Source organism: Mycolicibacterium wolinskyi str. Jessa 2025, assembly GCF_049241375.1.
Taxonomy (GTDB): Bacteria; Actinomycetota; Actinomycetes; order Mycobacteriales; family Mycobacteriaceae; genus Mycobacterium; species Mycobacterium wolinskyi.
The window spans coordinates 5583105-5605598 of record NZ_CP185960.1 but is presented as its reverse complement, the minus strand read 5'-3'; the positions used below and the strand labels follow the sequence as shown (position 1 = coordinate 5605598).

Sequence of the window (22494 nt, the reverse complement as noted above, 5' to 3'; positions counted from 1 at the left end):
CCGGCTCCTGGCGCGCTCACAGGAACCGCTCCACCATGTGCATGCCGATAACTCCCAGTGATGCGATGAGGACGACGAGGAAGACGCCGGCGACGACGGCCAGCATGTGCCGCTGGTAGCGCGGGCCCCGCTGCCAGAAGTCGATGAGGATGACCCGGATGCCGTTCAGCGCATGGAACAGCACCGCGCCGACCAGGCCCATTTCCATCAGCCCGACGATCGGCGTCTTGTACGTCTCGATGACCGCGTTGTAAGCCTCTGGGCTCACGCGCACGAGTGCGGTATCAAGGACGTGGACGAACAAGAAAAAGAAAATGGTGGCACCGGTAATACGGTGCAGCACCCAGGACCACATTCCCGGATCACCGCGATAAAGGGTGCGCCGGCGCAATTTCCTGGGTTGCGGAGCCGGTACCTCCGTCTGCGTACTCACTTGTCCCTCCAACGCCATCGGTGGACGTCTGGGACCGGTCTGTCGACTAGCCCCAAACCTCGGGGCGACTCTAAACCCATTTGTAGTACCGAACGAACTACGGTGGAGCGGTTCGGGGCGCTCAGCAGGGCAAAGTTAGGCTTACCTATCCTACTGCGCGGGTCGGGAATTGGTATTTTCGGAATGCATTCAGAACCGAAGTGGCGGTGCCGGTATGACCATCGAAATTGACTGGAATGTCTTGCGGCGCAAGGCGATTGAGGTGTCATCGAGCGCATATGCGCCCTACTCGGGATTTCCGGTCGGTGCCGCGGCACTGGTCGACAATTCCCGGATCGTGACCGGATGCAATGTGGAGAATGTCTCATATGGCCTAGGTCTCTGTGCCGAGTGCGCTGTGGTCTGCGCCCTCCATTCCGGAGGCGGTGGCCGGCTCCTCGCGCTGACATGTGTGGGCCCCGACGGCGGTCTGCTGATGCCGTGCGGGCGGTGCAGGCAGGTGTTGCTCGAACACGGCGGGCCGGAGTTGCTCATCGACCATCCGCAGGGTCCGCGCCCACTGCGCGGGCTGCTGCCCGATGCCTTCGGTCCGGACGATCTGGCGCGACGGTAACGCCAAGCGGTTCAACGGCTCCGGGCCTCGCGACGGCTCCGGAACGCCGGCAGCGGGACGGCGATCGCGCCCGCCGCCGCGACGCCCGCGGCGACCAAGAATGCTGCTGAGAAACCGTTACTTGTCGGTAGCCCGGTGAGCGACGCGGTGTTACTGGCGAGTAGGGCTGCGGCGAGCTGTCCGCCGACCGCGCCGCCGACGGTTCGCGCCACGGTGTTGACTCCGTTGGCGCTGCCGCTCTGTGCCTGCGGGCAGGCGGCGTTGACCATCCGCGGCAGCGAGGCCATGGCCAACCCCCAACCCGCGCTGGCGATCGCGTAGTTCAGCACGGCCTGCCACACGGTGCCGTGCGCGAGCGCGAGAAGCGTCGTACCGATCGCGGCGACTGCCAGGCCGGTAACCAGCGGCCCGCGCACGCCGATGCGCCGCTCGAGCCACGGCGTCGTCCAGCTCGCCGGCACGGTCAGCAGGGTGCCGGGGAGCAGGATCAGTGCCGCGCCGGTGACCGACAACCCGAAACCGGGACCGCCCGTCGCCGGCAGCTCGGCGAGCTTCGGCACCAACACATAGACCGCGAACTGATTGACGCCGAGCAGCAGCGCGCCCAGATGTGCTGCGGCAAGCGGACGCTCGGTGATCAACGACGGGTCCACGAGCGGATGGGCGACGCGCGACTCGACAACGCCGAACGCCACCAGGAAGACGAGTGCGGCGCCGAACAATCCCATGACCGACGGTGACCGCCAGCCCCACGCGGGGCCCTGGGTGATGGCCAGCAGTGCCGCGATGAGCCCGACCGTCATCAACGCCATGCCGGGGAGGTCGAGGCGTCCGGGATGACGCTCGCCGCCCTCGGGAATCCAACGCGCGGTCATCGCGAGTGCGGTGATCACGAGGCCGGCACCGGTCACGAACAGCCAGCGCCACGACCCGTGATCGACGACGAGGCCGCCGACGAGTAGGCCGAGCCCGGCCGTGCCGGTGACCAGTCCGGACGCCAAGGCGATGCCGGCGTGCACGCGCTCGGGCGGGAGGGCGTCGCGCATGACGGCAAACGACAGCGGTAACAGAGTCAGGCCGACTCCTTGGACGGCGCGGCAGGCGATCAGCACGCCGATGCTCGGCGCGACGATCGCACCAAGGGTTCCGGCGAGATAGACCGCGAGCGTCCACAGCAGGATCCGGCGCTTGCCGTAGCGGTCGCCGAGCCGGCCCGCCAAGGGCGTGATGATGGCGCTGGCGAGCAGCATCGCCGAGAGCACGGCCCATGAGGCGGCGCCCGTGGTGGTGTTCAGATCGCGCTGCAGGACGCCGATTGTGGGCACCAGCATGGTCTGCATCAGCCCGTATGACACGACCACCGCCGAAACCGCGGTCAGCACGTGTGCCGGTCGGTGACGCGCCTGCGGGGATGGGGCATGCTGGCTGGCGATGACGTCCATCGATCTCCTGATCGCGCTGCGAAGACGGGTGCGAACACTGTTCGCGGCAAGCGCGGACAGCTTAACGCGAACACTGTTCGCATGGGGATCCACGTGAGCGGCGGGCGCCCTGTGCTGAGCAGGGACACGATCAGGGCGGTGGCCTGGCGGGTCGCCGACGCGGAAGGCCTGCCGGAGGTGACCTGTCGCCGGATCGCCCGCGAACTGGGCACCGGGCCGGCCTCGCTCTACCGCCACATCGTCGACCGTCGGCAAGTGCTGAACCTGCTCGCCGAGGACCTGGCCGCCGGCTATCCCTTGGTCGAGGTGGCGGGGCGGCCCGAGGCGCGGTTGATCGCGCAATGGCTGGCGATGCGCGACTACCTCGTCGCCCATCCGTGGGGGGCGCCCCTCATCGCCGACGGCGAGCACACGGTGTCGTCGGCGCAGCCGGTGGCCGACCGGTGCATGTCGTTGCTACGCGAACTCGGCCTCGATGACACCGTCGCGCAGCGCGGCTACCGCGCGCTGTGGCGGCTGTTGATCGGCCACCTGCTCAGCCGCCACCCGTTCGGGCACCTGCAGGGCGCGCCGCCCGAGGACGACGACTTCGAATGGGCCATGCGCACACTGCTCACGGGCCTTGTCGCCGAGTCGGGAAAATAGGAGTCCGCCATCGATACCTCAAGTGCAGTAACGCAGTTCGACGCTCCGTCGGTGATCCGCGCCAAACGCGACGGCGGTGTGCTGTCCGATGCGGCGATCGACTGGGTGATCGACGCCTACACCAACGGCCGGGTCGCCGAGGAACAGATGTCGGCGCTCCTGATGGCGATCTTCCTGCGGGGCATGACGCCGGCCGAGATCGTGCGGTGGACAGCGGCCATGATCACGTCGGGTGAGCGCTTCGACTTCACCGACCTTCGGCGCGACGGACGGCCACTTGCCTTGGTGGACAAGCATTCCACCGGAGGCGTCGGCGACAAGATCACCATTCCGCTGCTGCCGGTGGTCATGGCGTGCGGCGGGGCCGTCCCGCAAGCCTCCGGGCGCGGGCTCGGCCATACCGGCGGCACACTCGACAAGCTGGAATCGATTCCCGGGTTCTCCGCCGAGTTGTCGAAAGACCGGATCAGGCAACAACTTCGCGATGTCGGCGCGGCGGTCTTCGCAGCCGGTGAGCTCGCGCCCGCCGACCGGAAGATCTACGCGCTGCGCGACATCACGTCGACGGTCGATTCGCTGCCACTGATCGCCAGCTCGATCATGAGCAAGAAGCTCGCCGAAGGTGCGCGCGCCCTGGTACTCGACGTCAAGGTGGGCCGCGGGGCGTTCCTCAAGACCGAACCCGAATCCCGCGAGCTGGCCCGCACGATGGTCGAGCTCGGAAACGCCAACGGCGTCCCGACGCGCGCTCTGCTCACCGACATGAACCGGCCGCTCGGGCGCGCTGTCGGCAATGCGGTGGAGGTGGCCGAATCGCTGGAGGTGCTGTCCGGCGGTGGGCCGGACGACGTCGTCGCCCTCACCCTGGCGCTGGCCACCGAGATGCTCGACGCTGCCGGGATCGACGGCGTGGACCCCGCCGACACACTGCGCGACGGGTCGGCCATGGACCGGTTCCGCGCACTGGTCGCCGCGCAGGGCGGTGACCTGAGCCAACCCCTTCCCGTCGGATCGGCAGGCGAAACCGTGACCGCGCCGCGCGACGGCGTCATGGGCGACATCGACGCCATGGGTGTCGCGATGGCCGCGTGGCGGCTCGGTGCCGGCCGGGCTCAGCCCGGTGAGCCGGTGCAATTCGGTGCCGGGGTGCGCATTCATCGCCGTCCGGGGGAGCCGGTGTCCGCGGGTGAGACGCTGTTCAGCCTCTACACCGACACCCCCGACCGGTTTCCCGCCGCACTCGCCGAACTCGACGGCGCATGGGCCGTCGGCGAATCCGCACCGGCGGACCCGCCGCTGCTCATCGACCGGGTCGGTTAGGGCGTTGCGAGTGGTGCCGCCGCCGGCGGTGCGGGTGGCGCCGGCGGTGCGGGTGCCGGTGGCGCCTGTGGTGCGGGTAGCTGGTCCCATTGAGCGGGTGGCGCCGCCGGTGGGGCGGGTTCCAACCCGAGGCGGCTCGCGGCGAAATCGACCCCTTGGGTGATCAGACCGTCATAGCCGTAGGAGGTGTGCGCGGCGAAGTTCAGCCCGTCCGAGCAGACGAAGTCCTCGGGGGCGCACACCTTGAGGGTCTTCGGCTCGTACTCCGGGCCGATGATGACGGGCGGTTCACCGAGGAAGTTCATCGCCCGGAGGTTCGGCGTCCCGTAGAGCACGACGGCCGCGACGTGCTCGGCGATATCGGGCTCCAGCGGTTTGGGCACGGTCGCGGGATCGACCCCGTCGGGTACGGCAGCCGAGGTGACGAAGCCCATGACGGCCGCGCCCTGCGAGTACCCGCCCAACACCATCTTGGTGTCGGGGCACGTGGCGGCCATTCTCGTGACGTGGGCACCCGCATCGCGGATACCGTCGACACCGGTGGTCCATTGGTCGGTCGCGGGGTAGTTGACCGGATAGACCCCGAGTGTCTTGTCGCCGACCCGTTGGCGCAGGGAGTCGACGAACGCCTGCCCCGTCGGCCCGACCCCGGGCGGCTCACCGGTGCCCCGGGCGAACACGACCTCCACGTCGGGACACGGCTCGGCCGATGCCGGCGGGGTGCCGATCGCGAAAAACATCGGCATCATGGCGATTGCGGCCGCAGTCAGAACATCTACACGCACGTTTCGTATCCTTTGCTGACTCGAAATACCTTGTCGTGCAGTGGCCGGCGTCGTCATCGACTCCCTGCCACGTGGTGTGTGGTTGCTCGCCAGTCGGGTAGCTTTTGCACCGACGCCAAAGCCGCTGTGAGAGATTCGCTTACCGGCAGCACACCGTCGCGATCGCAGCTTCTCAGCAGTCGCGACACCGCGCGGCCGGCGACCAGTGACCACCTCACATCGAAATGTGCGCAGCGGGCGTTGACGGTGTGCAGCGCGTTCATGCTTGCGACGTCAATGAATTCGACTGCGGTCAAGTCCAACACGAGCCATTCGCAACACATCGCATGGTGGACGTGATCGAGGAGCTGATCGGCATTGTCGGCGGCGAGTTTGCCGGCAACACTCAGCAGTCTCCCGGTACGGCCCTGGTGCGTGGTGAATCGGGCGACAGCCTGCTGGGCCGATCGGACGACCGGTGATCTTGATTGTGTGATCATGACATCGACGACCCCCGAGTCGATGATTCGGTGCCGCTGGGGCAACGCGAAGGTGCCACAGCATGCCAGTGGTTTATCGCGGCAGGCTCGGGCTCAACCTTGTCGCAAAAACTACTCCCACCCGTCAGGGTCGGCAACCGTTTTCGGCGACGAGCCGGTTGAACGGCGGCATAACTGTTCGGGGATCCACCGCCCGCGATGGGTGACGTCGCGGATGATGGTGACATGAGTACGCCGCTGACCCTCGACAAGATCCGCCACGCCCCCAAGGCCCTCCTGCATGACCACCTCGACGGCGGCCTGAGGCCGGCCACCGTGCTCGATCTGGCCGGGAAGTTCGGCTACGACGATCTGCCCGCCACCGATGTCGACGAGCTGGCGACGTTCTTCCGCACGGCAGCGCACAGCGGGTCGCTGGTGCGTTACCTGGAGCCGTTCGCCCACACCGTCGGCGTCATGCAGACTCCCGAGGCGTTGCACCGGGTCGCTCACGAATGCGTCGAGGATCTGGCCGCCGACAATGTCGTGTACGCCGAGATCCGGTTCGCGCCCGAACTGCACATCGACCGGGGCCTGTCGCTCGACGATGTCGTCGATTCGGTACTCGCGGGATTCGCCGACGGGGAGAAGGCGGCCGCCGCGGAAGGGCGTTCGATCAAGGTGCGGTGCCTGGTGACGGCGATGCGGCATGCCGCGCGGTCACGCGAGATCGCGGAGCTGGCAATCCGATTCCGCGACAAAGGCGTGGTGGGCTTCGACATCGCCGGAGCCGAGGCCGGCTACCCTCCCACCCGTCACCTCGATGCGTTCGAGTACATGCGAAGCAACAACGCGCGCTTCACCATTCACGCCGGTGAGGCGTTCGGTCTGCCGTCCATCCACGAGGCCATCGCGTTCTGCGGCGCCGACCGGCTGGGGCACGGGGTGCGGATCGTCGACGACATCACCGAACTCGACGACGGCTCGCAGAAACTCGGCCGCCTGGCATCCATCCTGCGCGACAAGCGCATTCCGCTGGAGATGTGCCCGAGCAGCAACGTGCAGACCGGTGCGGCGCCGAGTATCGCCGAGCACCCGTTCGACCGGCTGGCCCGGCTGCGGTTCCGCGTCACCGTCAACACCGACAACCGGTTGATGAGCGACACCACCATGAGTCAGGAGATGGCGAGCCTCGTGGAGGAGTTCGGGTACGGGTGGAGCGACTTGGAGCGATTCACCATCAACGCGATGAAATCGGCGTTCATCCCGTTCGACGAACGGCTCGCGATCATCGACGAGGTCATCAAGCCGCGGTACGCGGTGCTGGTCGGCTGAGGCGGGCGCCCGGTCTCACGCCGCGCGGTAGACGGTCTGGCCGCCGACGATGGTCTCGACGGGCCGGACCGCCCCGATGTCGCCCGCGGTGAGAATGTTCTGGTCGAGCACCACCAGGTCGGCCAGCATGCCCTGGGCGATGCGGCCGGTCCGGTCCTGGCCATTGGCGTGGGCAGAACCCGCGGTGTAGGCGTGTATCGCCGACGGCAGCGTGATGCCTTCCTGCGGTTGCAGTGGTGTGTCGAAGACGCCGTCGCCGATCGCATGTGGATCGGCGGGCGTGCCGGTGCGGTGCACGGCCGTGTGGATCGCCCACAACGGGTTCGGATCGGTGACCGGCCAGTCGCTGCCCATCGCCAGGATCGCTCCGTGCCGCTGGATCGACGCGAACGGGAAATGCCACGGTTCGCGTTCCGGTCCGAGCAGCGGGAGCTTGCGTTCGACGATCTCTTTGTCCCGTCGCGCCCACAGTGCCTGAATGTTGGCGATCACTCCGAGTCTTCCGAATCGGGGGATGTCTTCGGGGTCGACCACATCGAGGTGGGCGATCTGATGCCTGCCGTCGAACTCCGGGTGCTGAGATATCGCATGTTCGAGTGCGTCGAGACATTCGCGCACCGCACGGTCGCCGACTGCGTGCATGTGGATGCCGAACCTCTCGGCCGCCAGCAGGGCGGTGACCTTGCGCAGGTCGTGCGGATCGATGAACGACTGCCCACTCGGGACGTCGTGACCGGACACGGCGCGATAGGGCGCGAGCATCGCGGCCGTGCAGTTCTCGCAGATGCCGTCCTGCATGACCTTGACCATGCCTGCGGTGAAACGCGAATGACCGGCGCGCTCGCGGCGGGCACACAGGTGGCCGAACTGCTCGGTCCCCTGCGCCGCCTCCCACCACAATGCGCCGACCACCCGAGCGGTCAGCTCGCCCGCCTCGTCGGCGTCGACGTAGGTCGGAAAGTTGTCCTTGAGTCCGAAGAAGTCCGCGCCAACCGCGGCGTCCTGCCAGCCGGTGACACCCACGGAATGCATGCGGCGTTGCGCCTCGAGCAGTGCGCGGCGCATGAAATCCGGTGTCACCTCCGGAAGTAGGGCGTTGACGGCATCGCCGCCGCGATCCAACAGCACCCCGGTGGGTTCGCCCTCGTCGTCGCGGACGATCCGTCCGCCGGCAGGATCGGCAGTGGCCGCATCGATGCCGGCCAACTCCAAGGCGCGGGTGTTGACCCAGGCGCCGTGGTAGTCGTGACTGGTCAAGATGACGGGCCGATCGGCGACGACGGAATCGATGTCGTGGCGCGTGGGGAAGCCGTGCGGAAACGCGTCGCCGTACCAGCCGGCACCGGTGATGACCGCCTCGTCGGGGTGGCCGGCGGCGTAGTCGGCGATGGCGGTGAGATACGCCTCGCGGCTATGGGCCAGGCCGGAGAGATCGCATCGGAGCGCGGCCATCCCCGCGGCGACCGGATGTGCGTGCGCGTCGACGAACCCGGGCAGCAGACTCGCTCCGCCGAGATCACTGACCTCGGTGTGCTTGCCGATCATGCTTCGGTCCACGCCGTTGCCGACGCCCACGATGACGTCGCCCTGCACGGCGACGGTGTCGGCAGGGGAGTCGCCTGGGGCTACGAACACCGCCGCGTTCGTGAAGATGCGGTCGGCGTGCCCGCCGACGGGTGGAGTGCGATCCGTCATCGTGAAGTCCTTCAGGCTCGGCCGACGCTTACGGTCTGCCGGTCGGCGAGCACCAGTGCACTGGCATGTTCGGCGACCGCCATGATCGTTCCGACCGGGTTGACCGAAGGGATGGTGGGGAACACCGAGGCGTCGACGACCCGCAGACCGTCGACCCCGCGGACGCGCAACTGTGAGTCACATACCGCCATCGGATCGCCGTCGGCGCCCATCCGACAGGTGCCGGAGACGTGGTACACGGTTTGATGCGTGGCCCGCAGCGCCTCGGAGAGGTCTTCGTCGGACTGGGCGTCCGGGCCGGGGAAGACCTCGCGGACCAGCCAGCCCGCCATCGGCTCGGTCGCGGCGATGCGCCGGGCGAGCCGGATACCGGCGATCAGGACCGCCTCGTCGTGGCCGTCGGGGTCGGTGAAGTAGCGGTAGTCGATCGACGGCCGGTCGGCGGGATCGGCCGAGGTGATCCACACCCGTCCGCGGCTGCTCGGCTTCGCCACGTTCGGTGCTATCGACACGATGCGCTCAGGCATCGTCACCCCGTACGTCACGGCGTGATCGGCCACGGCTTCGACCGGGAAGTGCATCAGCACGTCGGGCCGGGCGGGGCCGTCGTCCGACAAACGCACCGCGGCACCGGCATCCCATCCGGTCGCGCAGGTGCCGGGGACGTCGGCGCCGGCCTCCCAGACGATCAGGCCCTCGGCGTGGTCCATCAGGTTCTCACCGACGCCGGGGGATGCCACCACGGTTCGCACGCCTGCGGCTTCGAGTACGTCACTGGGGCCGATTCCCGAGAGCTGCAGCAGCTTTGGGGTATCGATGGCACCGCAGCACACGATGACCTCGCGCTCGGCGCGGAATTCGCGACGGTCGCCGTGGTCGTCGCGGGTGATCACCCCGACGACCCTGCCGTCCTCGATCACGAGCCGCTCGGCGAGCCTGCCGTGTTCGACGACGAGGTTGTCGCGGTCGGCGATCGCGTCATGCAGATAGTGCACCGAGGTGGAGGACCGCAAGTGGTTGTCCGGCGTGTAGCCGATCTCGAAGAAGCCGGCGCCGATTCCGGTGGCGGCGAACTCGGGATCGGAGTTCCAGGCCCGGCGGGCGGGGAGGTCCAACGCCCGCCGGGCGGAGTCGACGACATCGCCGACATACGCGTTGCGGTCCTTGTCGGCGACCGGTCCCACCGGAACGCGGAGCCGGTCGAAGGCGCCGTACACTGTCGCGGCATCCCACCCGGTGACACCAAGGGCTGCCCATTCGTCCAGATCGGCCTTGAGTGGCCGCCAGGTGATCATCGTGTTGGCCGTCGAGCAGCCGCCGAGTATGCGCATCCTGGCTTGCCGGATACCGGAGTTGCCCCGGTCCTGCGGCACACTGCGGTAGTCGAGGTCGTATTCGCTCTCGAGCATCTCCGCCCAGCGGCGGATGTCGCGGGCACGGGGCTCGTCCCGGTCGGAGGGGCCTGCTTCCAGCACCGTGACCGTGATGTCGGGATCTTCCGAGAGCCGGGCCGCGACAATGCATCCGGCGGTTCCGCCGCCGACGATCAGATATTCGCTCATGCCCGCACCACCGCGGGCTGCGCCACCGGTGCCGACACCTTCGAGCGCATGAGCGCGTAATACAACGGGCAGATGACCGCGAGCCCGACGATCCACGAGATGTCCACCCCGCCGAGGGCCGCCGCCGCGAAACCGGTGAACAACGTGGTGGACAGGAACGGGATCTGCACCGCGATGCCGATGAAGTAGCAGGCAATCGCGACCCAGTTGAACGTACCGTAGCGGCCGCCATCCCGTTCGAACAACGCTTCGATGTCGTACTCGCCGTGGCGCAGCAGGTAGTAGTCGACGAGATTGACTGCGGTCCAAGGGATCAGCACACACAGCAGCAACGCCAGGAAGTTCGCGTAGTTGGCCAGGAAGTCGTCGGCGCTCACCAGTGCCGGGATGATCGCGATGACGAACAGGACCACCGCCGTCACCGCGCGGCTCATCGCGGCGGGCTGCCAGCGTGGGAACAGGTTCTGGCCCACCGTGATCGTCGACAGCGAACCGCAGTAGAGGTTCATGGCGTTGGTGGCCGCGATACCGGTCGCGAAGATCGCGAACACGCCCGTGCTGACTCCGTGGGTCAGCGTGGAGAGCCCGACGAGTGTGTCATCGGTCGGCAATGCGGCGCCCACCAATACCCCGAGCAACATCGGCAGGACGGAGCCCAGTACACATCCGGCGTACGTGCCCCAGAACGCGGCGCGCTGGCCGGTGTCCTTGGGCATATACCGGGTGTAGTCGGAAACATAAGGTGCATAGGCGATCTGCCACAGTGCGGCGACCGACAAGGTGGCCATGAATCCGGCCCAGCCGAAGCCGTCGGTTTGCCAGGTGTCGGCGGGTACCCCGTTGACCCAGATCATCCAGACGAATGCGATGACCAGTGCTCCGCCCGCGACGACCGACAGGACCGCGGTCACGCGGTGGATGAGCCGGTACCCGACGATGGTGGCGACCACGCTGATCAACCCGATGACCGTGATGGACCAGTTGGTCGGCAGCCCGGTCACCTTCGACAGCGCCTGGCCGCCGAGAACCGCATTGGACGCGAAAAAGCCCAGGTACATGAACACCACGAGGATGACCACGAGAAGGCTTCCGTACGAGCCGAACTGGGCTCTGGTCTGCAGCATCTGGGGTACACCCAGCTGGGGCCCCTGTGCGGCGTGCAACGCCATGACCGCACCGCCGATGACGTTGCCCAGCACGATCGCCGAGGCGCCGGCCCACAGCGGCAAACCGAACACCGTCGTCGCCAGCGCACCGGTGATGATGGTGAGCAGCATGATGTTCGAGCCGAACCAGACGGTGAACAGGTCACGGGCGCGGCCATGCCGCTCGTCGAGCGGAACATGCTCGATGGTCCTGCGTTCCACGGATGGCGGCACCGGCGTTTGCTCGTTCATGTGATGAGTGGCTTTCTCGTGCGGGCAGTGCGGCATCATGCCGGTGATCGCGACTCCGACCAATTCAGTATTCGCACTGATGCCGTGAACACAAAATGCATATTTCCGACGTTATTCATCACTTTTCGAGATGACGAAAACGTTACCGGACCATTGTCGCCGTGTTTCGAATTCGATTGGCGGCTAACAGTTCACAGTGCTATCCAGGTCGTCTTGAGGCCGGTGTACTTGTCGAGTGCGTGCAGCGACAGATCGCGGCCGAATCCCGATTGCTTGAATCCGCCGAAGGGTGTCTGTGCGCTCAGCGCGTCGACGGTGTTGACCGAGACGGTGCCTGCCCGCAGCGCGGCGGACACCCGGTGGGCGCGCGAGAGGTCACGGGTCCACACCGACGCGGCCAGACCGTAGACGGTGTCATTGGCCATCGCGATCGCCTCCGTCTCGTCGGCGAATGTCTGCACGGCCAGCACCGGCCCGAAGACCTCCTCGGTGACCAGCTCGGCGGTCGCAGGCAGGTTCGCGACGATCGTGGGGGACACGAAACAGCCACGGCCGTCGACGGTCTCGCGGGCCCCGCCGGTGAGGATCTCGCCGTCGGCGCGGGCGCGGTCGATGAACCCGATCACCCGCCGGGTGTGGTGCTCGTCGACGAGCGCGCCCAACGTGGACGCGGGATCGAGTGGATTGCCGGGCCGCACCTCGGCCGTGCGTTTCACGAGCTCGGCCAGGAACTCGTCGGCGATCGAGTCGTGCAGCAGCAGCCGGGAATTCGACGAGCACACCGCACCCTGGTTGTAGAACGCCCCGAAGATCGCCTTGTCCACCGCGGCGTCCAGATCGGCATCGGCGAACACCAGGTTGGGGCTCTTGCCGCCGCACTCAAGCCACACCTGCTTGGCATTGGAGTCCGCCGCGTAACGCAGGAAACGCTTGCCGGTCTCGGTCGACCCGGTGAATGCGATGACGTCGACATCCGGGTGGCGGCCCAGAGCCTCACCGGCCGTCGGGCCGAGCCCAGGAACGACGTTGAACACGCCCTCGGGCAAGCCGGCTTCCACTGCCAACTCAGCCAGCCGGATAGAGGAAAGCGGCGCCTGCTCAGCGGGTTTCAGAACGACGGAGTTCCCGGCCGCCAGGGCGGGTGCCACCTTCCACACCGCGAGGTCGAGCGGGAAGTTCCACGGCGTGACGGCTCCGACGACGCCGAGCGGTTCGCGGGTCACCAGTGCCAGATTTCCGGGTTCGGTGGGCGCGATCTCACCCGACTGCTTGTCGAGGGCCTCACCATAGAACGCGAAAAGCTCAGCGGCCGATGGCACATCGACGGTGTGGGCTTCGGCGACCAACTTGCCCATGTCGATCGAGTCCAGCAGCGCGAGTTCCTCGCCGTTCGCCAGGATCAACTCGGACAACTGCCGCAGTACACGTTTGCGGTGTGATGCCGAGGTGCGCGACCAGGCGCCCGATTCGAAGGCCGCGCGCGCCGAGGCCACGGCCGCGTCGACGTCCGCGGAGTCGCCCGAGGCGACCGAGGCGATCAGTTCACCCGTGGCGGGGTTCACCGAGTCGAACGTCGCGCCGGACAGCGCGGCCCGATACTTTCCGTCGATGAAAACCTCGGTGCGCGGCGTGATCTCACCGGCACGCCGGGTCCAGTCGTCGAGCGTCGTCATGTGCCTGCCTCTCAGGGGACGTAGATCGCGAACTGCTTGACCAGCGGCTCGGTGACGCGGTACTCGCCGCGCCAGCCCTTGGTCAGGGTGAACGAGTCGCCGGGGCCGAAGGTGTGGGCGACGCCGTCGTCACCGGTCAGGGTGATCGATCCTTCCAGCACCCGGGTGTACTCGTCGCCCGGGTAGCTCTCGATGAACTCGGCGTAGGGCTCGGCGCGCCATGACCCGACCGTGAACTTCTCGTCGGAGCTGGCGAGGTGCACGGCCTCGGTCTCTGCCGGGTCACCCTCGCGCAGGGTTTCGGCGGTGACATAGCTGCTGGGGGTCATGGCCGCGACGGCGTCGGGGCCGGCGGGGATCAGTTCAGGCATGGATTCTCCTCAGACGGTGGCCGGCTGGGCCGGCGTGATGGGTAAATAGGCACGGGTGCCCCGATTTTCAGGTGCGAGCTCTGCGGTTTCGCGTAGATACGGCACGGGGCCCAAGGACTGTGGTTCGTCGAGCTCTTCGGCGTAGCGGTGGCCCGACCACACCGCTGCGGCGATGGTCGCCGGGGCCCACACGTCGCCGATGGCCCGCACGCTCAGCAAGCCGGCGTCCGCCCATTCGCCCTCGCGGCTCAACAGCTCCTGATAGAGGCCGTCATGGGGCAGGCGCGCGGTCACCATGACCACCGAGTCGGCGCTCACCGCGCCCTCGTCACCGGTGTAGACACACGCGGTCCGCACGCCGTCGGCCGTGACGGCCGTGACCGCGGTGTTGGTGCGCACATCGATGCCGGCCCGGATCACGCGCTTGCGGATCCGAGCGACCTCGAGCGTGTTGGTGGTCCACTGCGACACGTGCGCGGCGGGGGTGATCAGGGTGACGTCGAGGCCCTCCTTGGCGAGCAACTCGGCGATCACGCCGCCCATGTAGTAGTGGTCGTCGTCGAACACCACGACGCGCTGACCGCGCGGGCGGCTGCCGGCCATGATGTCGTCGGGGCTCAGAATGTCTGCGCCGTCGGCGATTTCGAGCGGCTTGGTGTGCCAGCGGCCGACACCGTCGGTGCGCCAACCGGCGCCGGTGGCGATCACGACGTGGTTGAAGTCGTTTTCGATGATGTCGTCGGCGGTCATCTCGCTCTGCATGAAGACCTCGACGTTGCTGAGCTTGGCCAACTGTTGCTCGCGGTAGTCCACGACGCGGATCCACGCCGACAGGCTCGGCAGCTTCGACTCGCGCGCGACGCGGCCGCCCAGGGTACGGGTGGCCTCGGCGAGGCTCACGGTGTAGCCGCGGTTGCCCAGCGAGCGGGCAGCCTCCAGCCCGGCCGGGCCGGCTCGACCACCAGTACCGAGGAATCGCTGGCCTTGGGGCGGATCTTCTCGGGGTGCCAGCCGCGGCGGAATTCCTCACCCATGGTGGGGTTTTGAGTGCAGCGGATCGGCGACATGGTGAAGTCCCCGGACACGCAGATGTTGCACCCGATGCATTCGCGGATGTCCTCGAGGTTGCCGCTCTCGATCTTGCTGGGCAGGAACGGATCCGCGATGGACGGCCGGGCCGCGCCGATGAGATCGAGCACACCGGTCTTGACCTGGTGCACCATCATGTCCGGTGAGGTGAACCGGCCGACGCCCACAACGGGTTTGGTGGTCAGCGCCTTGAGCCCGCGTACGTAGGGTTCCTGCTCGGCCTCGGGGCCGAAGCGTGACGTGACCGAATCGTCCTCCCAGCTGCCCAAGACGAAGTCCCACAGATCCGGGTGCTCGCCGAGCATGCCGATCACGTCTTCGATTTCGGCCCGCGTGATGCCCTCGTCGCCGAGCAGCTCGTCGACCGAGATGCGGCACGCCACCGCGGCCTTGCCGTCGCACATCTCGCGGGTGTCCTCGAGGATCTCGCGCAGCAGGCGGGCTCGGTTCTCGATGCTGCCGCCGTACTCGTCGGTGCGGTTGTTGTAGCGCCGCGACAGGAAGTGGTGCAGACCGCCGATGGCGTGGCCGGCGTAGACGTAGATGATGTCGTACTCGGCCTGCAGTGACCGGCGCACGGCCTCGCGATGCCAGAACCGCATGTCGGCGATGTCGGACTTGGTCATCTCCCGCGCTTGCACCGGGTCGTAGTTCCACGACACGACCGGCAGGTTCTGCGGTCCCAGCGGGGCTTCGCGACTGATCAGGTTCGGCGAGTTCAAGCCGTTGTGGGCCAGTTCGATTCCGGCCAAGGCGCCGCCCTCGTGGATCTTGTCCGCGATGCGGGCGACGGCGGGCAGATCCTGGTCGTCCCACAACCGCAGTTCGATGAACGGGCCGATGTCGGAGGTGGGGTGGATCTCGACCTGCTCGGTGCACACCACGGCCCAGCCGCCCTCCGCCTTGATCCGGCGCATGTAGGCCTCACCCGACGGGTCGCGGTACCCCATGCCGTTGCAGTGGGGCACCTGGTAGAAGCGGTTGCGCGCGGTGACCGGGCCGATCTGTACGGGTTCGAAAAGGATGTCGTACCGGGGGTCTCGCATCGAGTCATTCCTAAAGTTCGTGACGTGGCTCACGCCTGGGCTACCAGCTATCGTGGTGCGCTCCAAAACCCCGGTCAACTAGTGGTTTCAGCGGTTTTGCATCTGTTTTGGTGATGCATTTTGTCCGGAACGGAACACGGTGTGGACGGGTTTCCTGATGCCGGACCTGGACCGGGGAACAGGCGTCCCGGCCCGCGTTGTTGTGCCCAGCCTCTGCGTGTCCCTGCCCAGACGCTGTGGCGAGCGTGCAACGTTTTGCGGCATTTGCGCCCGGACGGCACAGAACCCTGCACGTTCGTCACAGTGCGCCGGGGAGGGATATGGCCGCCCGGTGGACGTACGCCTCATCGGAAATTCTGATGCGAATTCACAGAAAACAATGTTTTACAGCTGTGGGGGTGTGGGCTCACTGTGGGGGCCATCACATTCACGCTCCAGAACAGAGGGTCCACCGTGGAACCACAAGTGGAAACACAGACTGCGCAGGCTGATCGCGAGGTCAAACACCTCAAGAAAACCCTGGGTCGCCTCGACATCGTGTTCCTGATCGTCGCGGCCGTCGTCTCGATCGAAGCGCTCGGGCAGGTATCCGGGTTCGGCGCCGAGACCTTCACCTGGGCGTTGGTGCTCGCGGTGTTCTTCCTGGTGCCTTACGGGCTGATCTTCGCCGAGACGGGCGCCGCCTTCACCGGTGAGGGCGGCGTATATGTCTGGTGCCGCAAGGCTTTCGGCAGGCCCGTCGCGGCGATCGCGTCTCTGCTGACCTGGGTCACGCAACCGGTGTGGGTCGGCGGGTCGATGGCCTTCATCGCCTCGGAGGCGTGGAGCACCTACGTCATGCACTTCGAGCACGGCTCGTTCGCCGACTACGGATTCAAACTCGTGTTCATCTGGCTCACCGTGCTGGCCGCGATCATCAGCCTCCGGCACGGGAAGTGGATCCCCAACATCGGCGCGATCCTGAAGATTCTCTTCCTGGTCGTCTTCCTCGTGACCACGGTGATCTACGCCGTCCGCAATGGGGTCGCGGGGCTGTCCGCCAGCGATTTCGCCCCTACGATCGGTGGGCTACTCGGTGTGACGCCGCTGCTGCTGTTCTCCTACCTCGGATTCGAGTCCGGCAACAGCGCCGCAGGCGAGATGAAGAACCCGGCGCGCGACGTGCCGTTCGCGATCGCCCGCTCCGCGGGCATCGCGGCGGCGGCCTACCTCCTGCCGATCTTCGCGATCCTCATCGTGCTGCCGGCAGACCAGATCACCGGTATCGGCGGCCTCATGGAAGCTGTGTCGACGGTGTTCAGCGTGTACGGTTCAGCCGCGCCGGCGATGCTCACCATCACCGGGGTGGTCTTCGCGCTCGTGCTCATGACGCAGGGTTCGGCCTGGATGATCATCAGTGACCGCATGCAGGCCATGGCCGCGGCCGACGGCGCGTTCTTCGGCGGTTTCTTCGGCCGGTTCCACCCGCAGCTGGGCACCCCGGTGCGCGTCAACCTGCTGTCGGGTGTGGTGGCGACCGTCTTCTGCCTGGTCGCCATGCAGGTCACCGGATCGTCCGCGGCGATTTTCGGTGTGGTACTCAGCATCTCGATCTCCACGTTCCTGCTGAGCTACGTCATCACGATCCCGGCGGCGGTTCGCTTGCGCACACGCTTCCCCGACGTGCCCCGGCCGTTCCGGGTGCCGACCGGCGACGCGGGCTTCCGTGCCCTCGGCGTGTTGTGCTTCGCGTGGGTGGCCCTGGGGTCCTGGGTGGCGGTGTTCCCCGGCACGCTGGATCGGCTGTTCGGCCTCGACTACGACTTCGTCGAGACCTGGGGTGTCAGCCAGCTGACGTTCGAGGTGTTCACCCTGGGCACCTTGGCCGTGCTGGGCATTCTCGGCGCGGTGGGATACCTCCGGGCGCGGCCGGTGCGGGCCGAGCGACCGGTCGGCGCGCCGCTGGACGGCTCGGTCGCTGGTAAGGAAGCCGCGCAGCTGTAATGCTGATAGGCCGCGACCCAGAAGGGGACTGAGTAAGGGGTGACACCATGCGCAGACGTCCCGACGTCACGCTCACTCAGCTGCGGTACTTCGTAAAAGCTGCCACCTACCTGTCCATGACCAAGGCCGCCGACGAGCTCCACATCGCACAGTCGGCGGTCTCGGCCGCCATCAGCCAGCTCGAGCAGCAGATCGGTACACAGCTGTTCATCCGGCACCGGGCGCGCGGTCTCGCGCTGACTGCGGCCGGCGAGGAGATGTTGCGCGACACCCGGGCGCTGCTGGCCCATCTCGATGAGGTGCTCGACAGCGCCAGCGGCAGCGTCGATCAGGTGCACGGAACCGTGCGGCTGGCGTGCTTCATCACATTGACCCCGTTCGTATTGCCACGGCTGCTGTCTGACCTCGGGGCCCGTCACCCCGACCTCGAGGTCGACGTCATCGAGACCTCCGCCGACGCGGTCCGCACGGTGCTGCGCAACGGAACCGCTGAACTCGCACTCACGTACGACCTGGGGCTCGGAAGTGGTGTCGACGCCGAACCGCTCGGCGTCGCGGCGCCATACGTGGCATTGCCGCCCGAGCATCGGCTGGCGAGCCGGAAATCCATCCGGCTGACCGAGCTTGCCGACGAACCCATGGTGTTGCTGGATCTGCCCGACAGCCGCGACTATTTCGAGTCGATGCTCGCGAAAGCCGGTGTGACGCCCCGGATCCGGTACCGGTCGGCCAGTTATGAGGCGGTGCGCGGGCTGGTCGCGCGCGGCCACGGGTTCTCGATCCTCAACCAGATACCGGCGCACCGGGGCACCTACGACGGCGGCGAGGTGAGCGTCGTCCCCATCCGTGACGACCTTCCTGGCTTACCTGTTGTGTTGGCGCGGTTGCAGTCGGTGCGCAGTACTGCCCGGGCGCGAGCGGTCGCCGAGGCGGCCCGCGCGATTTTCGCCGACCGCCGCTGAAAAGCTCACCGCCGCAGGGGATCGTTGGGCCGGCACAGGTTCTCGGGGCTGAACACCCGGTCGAGCACCGCATCGTCGACGAGGGCCGAACGTCGTACGAGCTCCGGAATCGACGCACCGGTCGCGATGGCTTCGGCGACCAAAGCGGTCGCGGCCTCGTAGCCGAGCACCGGGTTCAGCGCGGTGGCGATACTTGCCGACTGCAGCACGGCTTGCCGCATGCGGTCGGCGTTCGCCGTGATGCCCGCGATGCAGCGGTCGCCGAGGACGGCCACGGCCGCCGTCAGGTGGGTGAGCGACGACAGGAGCGCGCGGGCGATGATCGGTTCGAATGCGTTGAGCTGCAATTGCCCCGACTCGGCGGCCATGGTGACGGTGAGATCGTTGCCGATCACCTCGAACGCGACCTGATTGACGACTTCGGGAATCACCGGGTTCACCTTCCCGGGCATGATGCTCGAAGCCGGCCTGCACGGGTGGCAGATTGATCTCACCGAAGCCGGCGCGTGGTCCCGAGGACAGCAGTCGCAGGTCGTTGCAGATCTTCGACAGCTTCACCGCGCTGCGTTTGGCCACGCCGGACAACTGCACGAACGCACCCACATCGGACGTGGCCTCGACGAGGTTGCCCGCGGTGGTGAGCGGCAGGCCCGTGAGGGCACGCAGCCGTTCGCACACCAGTGCCGCGTAGCGCGGATGCGTGTTGAGGCCCGTGCCGATTGCGGTGCCACCCAGGTTTATCTCGGCGATGAGGGCTGACGCCTCGCGGAGCCGGTCGGCGTCTTCGATGATGGTCACCGCGAACGCACCGAACTCCTGGCCGAGGGTCATCGGCACCGCATCCTGCAGCTGGGTTCGGCCGAGCTTGAGCATGTCGGCGAACTCGAGAGACTTGGTGCTGCAGTGATCGGCGAGGCCGCGCAAAGCCTGCTCGAGCGTGCGGGTCGCGGTTCCCAGCGCAATCTTCACGGCGGTCGGGTAGACGTCGTTGGTGCTCTGCCCGAGGTTGACGTGTTCGAGGGGATGCACCATGCGGTAGGCGCCGCGGTCGTGCCCCAGAAGCTCACACGCCCGGTTGGCGATCACCTCGTTGGCGTTCATGTTGGTCGACGTGCCTGCCCCGCCCTGGATCTGGTCGACCACGAACTGGTCGTGCAGCGCACCGCCGCGGATCTCGGTGCAGGCCCGAATGATCGCGTCGGCGGTTGTGTCGTCGAGCTGGCCGAGTTGCCGATTGGCCTCGGCGGCAGCCTGTTTCACCGCGGCCAGCGCGATCACCAGGTCGGGGTGCCGGGATATCGGCACGCCGCTGATGGGGAAGTTCTCCAGCGCCCTCGCCGTGTGGACGCCGTAGTAGGCGTCGGCGGGTACCTCATGATCACCGAGCAGATCGTGCTCGGTGCGCGTCGGGCGTACGGACGTCATTGCTTGCTCAGCAATCGCTGCCGGATGTGGATAAGGGATGCGCCGTCGGCCACTGTGCCCGCCAGCGCGAGCGCGCCGTGTGCGATGGCGGTCTCGGCCGCGGAAGTGACAGTGGAAGCGGCGAATTCGGGTTGGTGGTTGACCGCGGGCAGCGAGTCGATACCGATGTAGGGATGGATGGCGGGCAGCGTCTGGGAGACGTTGCCCATGTCGGTGGAGGCCCGCGCCATCATGGTGTCGGGTCCGGTCGCGAAGTGCCGGCCCACGGCTGTCGCGCGCCGCTCATAGCACGCGAGGAGCTCGTCGTCGGTCCGGAATTCCGCGTACGGCTTGGACTCCGGTGTCACGGTGAGCTGCGCACCGGAGGCCAGCGCGCCCGCTTCGAAGCAGCGCATCACTCTCGGTTCGATCTCGGCCAGTTGGGCCAGCGTCTCGGCGCGCACATACCAGCGGCCCTCGGTGCGTTCGGCGATCGCATTCGGAGCCTCACCACCGCGCGTGACCATCCCGTGAACCCGCACCGACGACGGGAGTTGCTGGCGCAGCAGCCCGATCGCCACCTGGGCGATGGTGAACGCGTCGGCCGCGTTGACGCCGCGTTCGGGGTAGGCGGCGGCATGGGCCGACTTGCCGTGATACTCGATGTGGCTGTGCGACACGGCAAACGGCCGGGCCCGCGCGACGTCGACGGGTCCAGGATGCACCATTGCTGCCGCGTGCTGCCCGCTGAACCCGTCGCGTTCGAGCAGTTCGATCTTGCCTCCGCCGCCCTCTTCGGCAGGCGTCCCGATCACGCTCAGCGTCAGGCCCAGGTCGTCGACGACGGGTGCCAGGGCAAGCGCGGCGCCGACCGTGATGGCAGAGATCAGGTTGTGGCCGCAGGCATGACCGAGGCCGGGCAGCGCATCGTACTCGGCGCACAGCGCGACGTGCAGGTCACCGCTGCCGATGCGCGCGGCGAACGCGGTTTCGAGGTCACAATAACGTTCGGTGACGTCGAATCCGCCGTCCGACAGCGCCCCGGCCACCCGTCGCGCGGAACGTACCTCTTCCCAGGCGATCTCGGGGTGGTCGTAGAGGTCACGGGACAGCCCGATGAGCCCCGGATGGGCCCTCGCGACCCCCGCTGCGATGGCGGCATCGCTACTGGTCACCTGGAACTCCGTATGACGGGGCCTGTGTCGGGTCGATGCCACGGACGCGGTAGTCGTTCTTCTGCGGCTGCCATAGCCGCCACAGTGCGGCGAGATCGCCGATCGGGTCGTCGGAGTAGTCGACCCGCAGATCCGTCACGGGCCACGGAACATCCTCCACCACAAGCATTCCCGCCGAGTGCACGGGACCTGCTTCACCGCCCGCGGCCAGCGCGGCCAGCAGGCCGTCGAGCAACCGCTCCTCGAATACCGCGGCAGCGCTGTTCGCGTAGCCGCCAAGGAGTTCGGCGATCACGTTCTCGTCGGCCAGGAGATTGCCGGCGGCAACGGCTTGTTCGCCCTCGATGTGGGTGTGGATGCCGAGGCTGTTCGAGCCCGAGTGCACGGCGGTGCTGCCGTTGGCGTCGACGACGGTCAGCTGCCGGTAGTCGGGGTATCGTTCTTGGGCCAGTGCGGCTTTGAGCGCGGCCTCGGCATCGGACCCGGTGGCCAGCGAGTCCAGCACGAGCGGGCCGAGGGCGGGGTTGGTGACGTTCTGCGATGCGACCACCCCGATGCCCGCCCGGCAGTGGGCACAGCGCGATGCGACCGCGGGGCTCGATGAGCAGATCACGATGCCGAAGGCGCCGGTGGCGGGGTCCCGGGCGACAAGGGAGAACGTCATTTGGCTGCCTCGCTGATGACTGCGGTGGCGTCGATTTCCACGAGCCATTCCGGGCGGGCGAGCGCCTCCACGACCAGGCCGGTGGACACCGGATAGACGCCCTTGAGCCAGCGGCCCATGATCCGGTACACGGTTTCGCGGTAGCGGATGTCGGTGAGATACACGGTGACCTTGACGATGTCGCGCAGCGAGCTGCCGGCCTCGTCGAGCAGCATGGCGATGTTGCTCATGGCTTTCTCGGTCTGCGCGGCGACGTCGCCGATGCCCACCGACTCGCGGGTTTCGAGATCCTGCCCGATCTGGCCGCGCAGGTAGACGACACCGCCCGCGACGACGGCCTGGCACAGGTCGTTGTCGAGGTTCTGCTCGGGGTAGGTGTCCTTGGTGTTGAAGGGTCGGATACGCGTGTGGGTGGGTGCTGCGATATCGGGCATTGCCTGCG

Annotated in this window: 19 protein-coding genes and 2 pseudogenes; 7 read left to right on the top strand and 14 right to left on the bottom strand. The window is 67.3% G+C overall.

Features of this window, described 5'->3' with window-relative positions; translation table 11 throughout:
- Positions 1-16: 16 nt before the first annotated feature.
- Positions 17-451: a succinate dehydrogenase, cytochrome b556 subunit gene (sdhC, locus tag ACOI2T_RS27725; RefSeq protein ID WP_409504604.1), complete on the bottom strand. Its 435-nt coding sequence runs from the start codon at positions 449-451 to the stop codon at positions 17-19.
- A gap of 196 nt (positions 452-647) precedes the next feature.
- Here sdhC and ACOI2T_RS27720 point away from each other — a divergent pair, with 196 nt between their 5' ends.
- Positions 648-1046, top strand: a complete 399-nt coding sequence (locus ACOI2T_RS27720) for a cytidine deaminase (protein WP_409504603.1) — start codon at positions 648-650, stop codon at positions 1044-1046.
- Between the two features lie 11 nt (positions 1047-1057).
- Here ACOI2T_RS27720 and ACOI2T_RS27715 read toward each other — a convergent pair whose 3' ends face one another.
- Positions 1058-2488: an MFS transporter gene (locus ACOI2T_RS27715; RefSeq protein ID WP_409504602.1), complete on the bottom strand. Its 1431-nt coding sequence runs from the start codon at positions 2486-2488 to the stop codon at positions 1058-1060.
- Between the two features lie 81 nt (positions 2489-2569).
- Here ACOI2T_RS27715 and ACOI2T_RS27710 point away from each other — a divergent pair, with 81 nt between their 5' ends.
- The gene (locus ACOI2T_RS27710) at positions 2570-3133 is read left to right on the top strand and encodes a TetR/AcrR family transcriptional regulator (protein WP_409504601.1); all 564 of its coding nucleotides are present in this window, start codon (positions 2570-2572) and stop codon (positions 3131-3133) included.
- Between the two features lie 51 nt (positions 3134-3184).
- Positions 3185-4453 carry a thymidine phosphorylase gene (locus ACOI2T_RS27705; RefSeq protein WP_421874835.1) on the top strand — a complete coding sequence of 423 codons (1269 nt, stop codon included), beginning with the start codon at positions 3185-3187 and terminating at the stop codon, positions 4451-4453.
- Here the strand turns inward: ACOI2T_RS27705 and ACOI2T_RS27700 are convergent.
- On the bottom strand, positions 4450-5193 hold the full coding sequence (locus ACOI2T_RS27700; RefSeq protein WP_409504675.1) for a cutinase family protein: 744 nt from the start codon (positions 5191-5193) through the stop codon (positions 4450-4452). The genes ACOI2T_RS27705 and ACOI2T_RS27700 overlap by 4 nt on opposite strands.
- A 98-nt stretch (positions 5194-5291) precedes the next feature.
- The gene (locus ACOI2T_RS27695) at positions 5292-5627 is read right to left on the bottom strand and encodes an STAS domain-containing protein (protein ID WP_409504674.1); all 336 of its coding nucleotides are present in this window, start codon (positions 5625-5627) and stop codon (positions 5292-5294) included.
- Between ACOI2T_RS27695 and ACOI2T_RS27690 the strand changes: the two genes are divergently transcribed.
- Both ACOI2T_RS27690 and ACOI2T_RS27685 read left to right on the top strand, forming a co-directional pair.
- Positions 5574-5699, top strand: coding sequence for a hypothetical protein (locus ACOI2T_RS27690; RefSeq protein WP_409504682.1), 126 nt, complete (start codon positions 5574-5576; stop codon positions 5697-5699). The genes ACOI2T_RS27695 and ACOI2T_RS27690 overlap by 54 nt on opposite strands.
- Positions 5700-5942: 243 nt before the next feature.
- Positions 5943-7031, top strand: a complete 1089-nt coding sequence (locus ACOI2T_RS27685) for an adenosine deaminase (RefSeq protein WP_067843708.1) — start codon at positions 5943-5945, stop codon at positions 7029-7031.
- 15 nt (positions 7032-7046) lie between these two features.
- On the opposite strand, the gene ACOI2T_RS27680 is transcribed toward ACOI2T_RS27685, so the two are convergent.
- From ACOI2T_RS27680 to ACOI2T_RS27655, 6 genes and pseudogenes are all read right to left on the bottom strand, one after another.
- Complete coding sequence (locus ACOI2T_RS27680; protein WP_409504600.1) at positions 7047-8726, bottom strand: amidohydrolase; 1680 nt, start codon at positions 8724-8726, stop codon at positions 7047-7049.
- An 11-nt stretch (positions 8727-8737) separates the two neighbouring features.
- Positions 8738-10288 (bottom strand): GMC family oxidoreductase, encoded by a 1551-nt coding sequence (locus ACOI2T_RS27675; protein WP_409504599.1) that lies wholly within the window; start codon positions 10286-10288, stop codon positions 8738-8740.
- A complete protein-coding gene (locus tag ACOI2T_RS27670) occupies positions 10285-11685 on the bottom strand; it encodes a purine-cytosine permease family protein (protein ID WP_409504598.1) in 1401 nt (466 codons plus the stop codon). Before ACOI2T_RS27670 ends, ACOI2T_RS27675 begins: the two co-directional genes overlap by 4 nt.
- 191 nt (positions 11686-11876) lie before the next feature.
- Positions 11877-13358: an aldehyde dehydrogenase gene (locus ACOI2T_RS27665; RefSeq protein WP_409504597.1), complete on the bottom strand. Its 1482-nt coding sequence runs from the start codon at positions 13356-13358 to the stop codon at positions 11877-11879.
- Positions 13359-13369: 11 nt separating this feature from the next.
- Positions 13370-13729 (bottom strand): cupin domain-containing protein, encoded by a 360-nt coding sequence (locus ACOI2T_RS27660; RefSeq protein ID WP_067843049.1) that lies wholly within the window; start codon positions 13727-13729, stop codon positions 13370-13372.
- A gap of 9 nt (positions 13730-13738) precedes the next feature.
- A pseudogene (locus tag ACOI2T_RS27655) lies at positions 13739-15864 on the bottom strand (oxidoreductase).
- Positions 15865-16329: 465 nt separating this feature from the next.
- On the opposite strand from ACOI2T_RS27655, the gene ACOI2T_RS27650 reads away from it, so the two are divergent.
- Complete coding sequence (locus tag ACOI2T_RS27650; RefSeq protein ID WP_409504595.1) at positions 16330-17847, top strand: APC family permease; 1518 nt, start codon at positions 16330-16332, stop codon at positions 17845-17847.
- A gap of 47 nt (positions 17848-17894) precedes the next feature.
- Positions 17895-18809, top strand: coding sequence for a LysR family transcriptional regulator (locus ACOI2T_RS27645; RefSeq protein ID WP_067843055.1), 915 nt, complete (start codon positions 17895-17897; stop codon positions 18807-18809).
- 5 nt (positions 18810-18814) lie between these two features.
- Here the strand turns inward: ACOI2T_RS27645 and ACOI2T_RS27640 are convergent.
- From ACOI2T_RS27640 to ACOI2T_RS27625, 4 genes and pseudogenes are all read right to left on the bottom strand, one after another.
- A pseudogene (locus ACOI2T_RS27640) lies at positions 18815-20234 on the bottom strand (aspartate ammonia-lyase).
- Positions 20231-21388: a M20 family metallopeptidase gene (locus tag ACOI2T_RS27635; RefSeq protein ID WP_409504593.1), complete on the bottom strand. Its 1158-nt coding sequence runs from the start codon at positions 21386-21388 to the stop codon at positions 20231-20233. Before ACOI2T_RS27635 ends, ACOI2T_RS27640 begins: the two are co-directional and overlap by 4 nt.
- Entirely contained in the window at positions 21378-22052 is a 675-nt protein-coding gene (locus ACOI2T_RS27630) for a DUF1028 domain-containing protein (protein ID WP_409504592.1), read from the bottom strand. Before ACOI2T_RS27630 ends, ACOI2T_RS27635 begins: the two co-directional genes overlap by 11 nt.
- Positions 22049-22486, bottom strand: coding sequence for a RidA family protein (locus ACOI2T_RS27625; protein WP_067843067.1), 438 nt, complete (start codon positions 22484-22486; stop codon positions 22049-22051). The genes ACOI2T_RS27630 and ACOI2T_RS27625 overlap by 4 nt, the downstream gene beginning before the upstream one ends.
- Between the last annotated feature and the right edge of the window lie 8 nt (positions 22487-22494).